This is a genomic window from Bartonella sp. AP58NXGY (assembly GCF_042195785.1).
Taxonomy (GTDB): Bacteria; Pseudomonadota; Alphaproteobacteria; order Rhizobiales; family Rhizobiaceae; genus Bartonella.
Map to the genome: position 1 here is coordinate 1 of NZ_JBHIOY010000051.1, position 1975 is coordinate 1975.

2 protein-coding genes and 1 pseudogene are annotated in these 1975 nt (G+C 41.3%); all 3 read left to right on the forward strand.

What is annotated here, in order from left to right:
* The first annotated feature begins 30 nt into the window (after window positions 1-30).
* On the forward strand, window positions 31-411 hold the full coding sequence (locus ACFINC_RS09215; protein WP_375609772.1) for a hypothetical protein: 381 nt from the start codon (window positions 31-33) through the stop codon (window positions 409-411).
* A gap of 10 nt (window positions 412-421) precedes the next feature.
* Window positions 422-1129, forward strand: coding sequence for a hypothetical protein (locus tag ACFINC_RS09220; RefSeq protein WP_375617015.1), 708 nt, complete (start codon window positions 422-424; stop codon window positions 1127-1129).
* Between the two features lies 1 nt (window position 1130).
* Window positions 1131-1975, forward strand: a pseudogene (locus ACFINC_RS09225) (hypothetical protein); the annotation flags it as partial.

A 1975-nucleotide genomic window follows, 5' to 3' on the forward strand; every position in this document is an offset into this window, starting at 1 on the left:
ATTTGTGACAAATCATTGAGGGGATAAGACATGGCAGATTATTTACCACAGCCCTTGCAAGGGAGAAATCTTCATACGCAGCAGGTAAGCTTTTTGCGTCTTAATTTTAGCTATGAAGATAAAGAAAAGGTGATGAAGATAGGCACCCTCCCTCGTGGTGCTTTGATTACTTCAATTAAAGTGTATGTCAAGACAGCATTTTCGGACACGAAGGTTAAAATAGGCAGTACTGCTGGAGGAACTGAATTTGGTGAAGCAGAAATCAAACAGCAGGCAGTCAAAGAAGTTAAGCCTAGCAATCAAAAGGAATTTGTCCCTTATGATGAAGAACTTACTCTCTATGCTAAAGCTGATAAGACAGTCCAAGCAGGTCAAGCAAGTATAGTCGTTGAATTTGTGACCAATTGTTAAGAGAAGTCTGATGACGCGTCATTATATTCGGGTTAAGACGGGGGGACCAATACCAGCGAAACAGGATGTTTATCGTCATAGAAAAACGCTTTCGCACTTGGTGTCGGTTATCCAAGATGAGATTGATGACATCACAGATGAGTATGTAGCACAAATCCAAGAAAGTATTTTTGCTGCTATTCGTTTTTGTGAGAGGGAAAGTTTTTACTTTAACGAAAGCCGTGATGTTACGTTTCAAACACGGGCGGGGCAGGGTGCTTATGATGCAAGCGATACCCGCCATCTTGAAACAGCTGTGAAAATCAAAAATGTTTATTTGAGTTCTGGTCAAGATCATAAGCTTGAATTGGAGCGGCGAAGTCCTTTTGCTCTAGAGCCTTCGTTGTCATCAGAGCAGCAAGGGACGCCGGTTTGTTACAGTTATTTTGATAGGAAATTACATCTTTATCCCACACCGGATAGAGCCTATCAGATTCAACTCATTCTCTCTCCATTTCGTTTATCAGAGATAAAGAGTGTTGATGAAGAACATCCATGGTTTATCTATGGGTTTGACTTGATCAAGGCGCGTGCAAAATATGAACTGTACAAGAATATCCTTAAAGAACCCGATTGTGCAGCCGCTGCTTATAATGACTTTAACGAGCAATTGCATGAATTGCGTGCAGAGACGTCCAAACGTCATAACGTCACTCGAATAATTCCAACGGATTTCTAAAATGGTTTATTTTCCAATCGCTGATTACAGACCAGATGTTGCGGTTATCAACGGGAGCTTTACGGATACACTTGTGAATGTTTTACCGGCAGATGGCGGTTACATACCCATGCCTAGTGCAATGGTTGTGTCTCATGCTTTAGAAGAAAAGCCATTGGGGTGCATAGCGTTTCGAAGTGGCAATGGTGTTAAGCTCATCGTAGGAGGAGCCAAAAAGCTTTACAGTTATGATAGTCAAACCAAGGGTTGGAAAGACATAAGCAAAAGTGGTGTGACCTATCAAGCACATGAGGATAATCGATGGTCCTTCGCCTTATTTGGTAAAAGAATTATTGCGGTGAATAAAAATGATAAACCACAAGTCTTTAATACCCATAGCTCTGAACGGTTTGAAGATTTAGGAGGCAATCCACCGAAAGCCAGTTTGGTTAAGGTTTGGGGTGATTTTGTTTGTTTGATGCAATTGACAGATTATCCCAATCGCATCCATTGGTCTGGTTTAGATGATGCAACCCATTGGAAGGTTAAAGAGAAAAATTGCGATTTTCAAGATTTTCCAGATGGAGAATATGTTCAAGGTTCTACGGAATCCACCAATCCCCTTATTTTTATGCGCTCTGCGATTTATGCAGGAACCTTTGTTCCGGGTTCTAAAATTGTCTTTGCTTTTCAAAAGATCCAAGACAAGCGCGGAGTGCGCAGTGCAGCCTCTATAGCATGTCGAGGGAGTGATGCTTTTTTTGCGAGTGATGGTGGCTTTTATCAGATGAGTGCTGATGGTCAACTTTTGCCGATAGGCTTTGAGAAGGTTGATAGAACGGTTTTTAAAACTTTTGATAAGTTTGC

What these genes read in the sequence shown, in the direction of transcription:
- ACFINC_RS09215 (WP_375609772.1), top strand. Translation starts at nt 31, where the DNA reads ATGGCAGATTATTTACCACAGCCCTTGCAAGGGAGAAATCTTCATACG.
- ACFINC_RS09220 (WP_375617015.1), top strand. Translation starts at nt 422, where the DNA reads ATGACGCGTCATTATATTCGGGTTAAGACGGGGGGACCAATACCAGCG.